2 protein-coding genes are annotated in these 3,885 nt (G+C 71.8%); both read left to right on the forward strand.

Features of this window, described 5'->3' with window-relative positions:
- Positions 1 to 145 precede the first annotated feature (145 nt).
- A complete protein-coding gene (locus DW299_RS10310; RefSeq protein ID WP_136034891.1) occupies positions 146 to 2,656 on the forward strand; it encodes a glycoside hydrolase family 65 protein in 2,511 nt (836 codons plus the stop codon).
- 74 nt (positions 2,657 to 2,730) lie between these two features.
- On the forward strand, positions 2,731 to 3,885 hold a 1,155-nt coding region (locus DW299_RS10315), incomplete at its 3' end, for a DNA polymerase III subunit gamma and tau (protein WP_205814369.1).

The following is a 3,885-nucleotide window of genomic DNA, read 5'->3' on the forward strand; positions in this document are numbered from 1 at the left end:
CCGCCGCCGCCGCCGGCTATGCGACCGTGATCGGCGTGGACCGCGGCACCGGTGCCGACGCGCTGCGCGCCGCCGGCGCCACGCACGTGGTCGACGACCTCGCCGCCCTGCTTCCCGACACCCGCACCGACATCCCGGAGACCGCATGATCGACCGCGACCGCTTCCCCGTCGACCCGTGGCGTCTGATCGAGACGCACTACTCGGAGGAGGGTGTCGGCGAGACGCTGTTCTCGGTCGGCAACGGCTACCTCGGCCTGCGCGGCAACCACATCGAGGGCCGCGGTGCGCACGAGCACGGCACCTTCATCAACGGGCTGCACGAGACCTGGCCGATCCGCCACGCCGAGCAGGCCTACGGCTTCGCCGAGGTGGGGCAGACCATCGTGAACGCGCCGGACGCCAAGGTGATGCGGCTGTACGTCGACGACGAGCCGATCTCGCTCGACGACGCCGACGTGCGCGAGTACGCCCGCACCCTCGACATGCGCACGGGCGTGCTGGAGCGTCGCGTGGTGTGGGAGACGCCGTCGGGCAAGCGGGTCCGCATGCGGGATCAGCGGCTGGTGAGCTTCGAGGAGCGTCACCTCGCGGTGCTGCGCCTCGAGGTCGTGGTGGAGAACGCGGATGCGCCCGTCACGATCAGCTGCCAGCTGCTGAACCGCCAGGACGGCGCCGGTGTTTACGCGGGGACGCCGATCGGAGCCAAGAGCGGCGCGGGCTTCGACCCGCGCAAGGCGGAGCGCATCGCCGACCGGGTGCTGGAGCCCGCGGAGCACTGGCAGGACGGGCTGCGCTCGGCGCTGTCGTACCGGGTCGCGGCGTCGGGCATGACCGTCGCGGTGGTGGCCGACCACATCGTCGAGACCGAGAACCAGTACAACGCCAGGACTCTGTGCGAGCCGGACATCGCGAAGAACGTGTTCCGGGTGCAGGCCAAGGCGGGCGTGCCGATCACCATCACGAAGCTCGTCAGCTACCACACCTCGCGGGGCGTGCCGACGCGGGAGCTGGTCGACCGGTGCCGTCGTTCGCTCGACCGCGCGACCGATGAGGGCGTGGAGTCGGTGTTCCGGCGGCAGCGCGAATGGCTCGACGCGTTCTGGGAGCGCAGCGACGTGCAGATCGGCGGGCGTGACGACCTGCAGCAGGCCACCCGCTGGTGCCTGTTCCAGCTCGCGCAGGCTTCGGCGCGCGCGGACGGGGCCGGCGTCCCGGCGAAGGGCCTCACGGGCTCGGGCTACAGCGGCCACTACTTCTGGGACACCGAGATCTACGTGCTCCCGTTCCTGACCTACACGACCCCGCGGTGGGCGTACAACGCGCTGCGCGCCAGGGTGAAGATGCTTCCCGCCGCCCGTCGGCGGGCGGCGCAGCTCAACGAGGCGGGCGCGCTGTTCCCGTGGCGCACGATCAACGGCGAGGAGGCGTCGGCGTACTACGCGGCCGGCACGGCGCAGTACCACATCAACGCCGACATCAGCTTCGCGCTGGGCAAGTACGTGCGCGCGACGGGCGACGAGGCGTTCCTGCGCCGCGAGGGTGCCGACATCGCGATCGAGACGGCGCGGCTGTGGGCGACGCTCGGATTCTGGCGCGGTGCGCGGCTGGTCGAGCAGTCGGACGCGGGTGACGGCCTGCAGACGTTCCACATCCACGGCGTCACGGGGCCGGACGAGTACACGACGGTCGTGAACGACAACCTGTACACGAACGTCATGGCGCGCTACAACCTCCGCTACGCGGCCAAGGTGGTGCGCGAGATCCGCGACAGCTACCCCGAGGACTACGCGGCACTGGTCGAGCGCACGGGGCTGGGGTCGGGCGAGGCGGAGTCGTGGGAGCGGGCGGCCGAGGCCATGTACATCCCGTACAGCGAGAGCCTGGGCATCCACCCGCAGGACTCGCTGTTCCTGGAGCGCGAGGTGTGGGATCTGGCGAACACGCCGGCGGATCAGCGGCCGCTGCTGCTGCACTTCCACCCGCTGGTCATCTACCGGTTCCAGGTGCTGAAGCAGGCCGACGTGGTGCTGGCGCTGTTCCTGCAGGGCAACCACTTCACGCCGGAGGAGAAGAAGGCCGACTTCGACTACTACGACCCGCTGACCACGGGCGACTCGACGCTGTCGGCCGTGGTGCAGTCGATCCTGGCCGCGGAGGTGGGGTACCAGGATCTGGCGCAGAAGTACTTCGAGCAGTCGCTGTTCGTCGACCTGCACGACCTGCACCACAATGCGTCGGACGGCGTGCACGTGGCCTCGGCCGGCGGGGTGTGGACGGCGCTGGTGTGCGGCTTCGGCGGCATGCGCGACTACGCGGGCGACCTGAGCTTCGACCCGCGGCTCCCGGCGGGGTGGCCGTCGCTGTCGTTCCCGCTGCAGTGGCAGGGGTCGGCGCTCACCGTGACGGTCACGCGCGAGGAGCTGCGGGTCGAGGTGCGCAGCGGCCCTCCGGTGCCCTTCAGCGTGCGTGACACCGCGTACTTCGCGACGCTGGAGGACCCGGCGGTGGTGCGGCTGGCCGACCAGGGGCCCGTGATCGCCGGGCGGCCGACGCTGCGGGAGTTCGCCGATGCGCGGCGCGACGACGGCACGCGCCTGTCGGCCTCGGTGCCGGTGATCACGACCGCGATTCCGGTCGTCGAGCCGATCGACTGAGCCGGGCCGCGCCTCCTCCGTCGAGGAGGGGGCGCGACCCGCCGAACGTCGGTGGCACGCCGTAGGCTGGGGTGGTGACCACAGCCCTCTACCGCCGCTACCGCCCCGAGACGTTCGGCGAGATGATCGGGCAGTCGCAGGTGACCGATCCGCTCATGACGGCGCTGCGCGGAGACCGCGTGGGTCACGCCTACCTCTTCTCCGGTCCCCGCGGCTGCGGCAAGACCACGTCGGCCCGCATCCTGGCGCGCTGCCTGAACTGCGCCGAGGGCCCGACCGACACCCCGTGCGGCACGTGCCCGAGCTGCGTGGAGCTGTCCCGCGCGGGCGGCGGGTCGCTCGACGTGGTGGAGATCGACGCGGCGAGCCACAACGGCGTCGACGATGCCCGCGACCTGCGCGAACGGGCCACCTTCGCCCCGAGCCGTGACCGCTACAAGATCTTCATCCTCGACGAGGCGCACATGGTCACGCCGCAGGGGTTCAACGCGCTCCTGAAGCTGGTGGAGGAGCCGCCGGAGCACGTGAAGTTCATCTTCGCGACCACCGAGCCCGAGAAGGTCCTCGGCACCATCCGCTCGCGCACGCACCACTACCCGTTCCGGCTCGTGCCGCCCGCCGCGATGCTCGAGTACGTCGAGAAGCTGTGCGCCGAGGAGGGCGTGGTCGTCGAGCAGGGCGTGCTGCCGCTCGTCGTGCGTGCGGGCGGCGGCAGTCCCCGCGACACGCTGTCGCTGCTCGACCAGCTGATCGCCGGGTCCGACTCCCCGGCCGGGTCGGAGACGGTCACCGTGGGCTACGCGCGCGCCGTGGCACTGCTCGGCTACACGCACGGGGCGCTGCTCGACGAGATCGTCGATGCGCTCGCCGCGGGCGATGCCGCCGCGGCCTTCCCCGCGATCGACCGCGTGGTGCAGACCGGGCAGGATCCGCGGCGCTTCGTCGACGACCTGCTCGAACGCCTGCGCGACCTGATCGTGATCGCCGCCGTGGGCTCGGGGGCGTCCGCGGTGCTGCGCGGCATCGCGGAGGACGAGCTCGACCGCATGCGCCGCCAGGCCGAGGCGTTCGGGGCGCTCCGGCTCTCGCGCACGGCCGACGTCGTGAGCGCGGCCCTCGACGACATGTCCGGCGCCACGTCGCCCCGCCTCCACCTCGAGCTCATGGTCGCGAGAGTGCTGGCGGAGGCCTCGGGCGCGGGCGCTGCTCCCGGCACCGCGTCGTCCGCG

Origin of the sequence: Microbacterium sp. K35 (assembly GCF_004794375.1) — a bacterium.
GTDB classification, from domain to species: domain Bacteria; phylum Actinomycetota; class Actinomycetes; order Actinomycetales; family Microbacteriaceae; genus Microbacterium; species Microbacterium sufflavum.

Coding starts and splice junctions, on each gene's coding strand:
- DW299_RS10310 (WP_136034891.1), top strand. CDS start 146: ATGATCGACCGCGACCGCTTCCCCGTCGACCCGTGGCGTCTGATCGAG.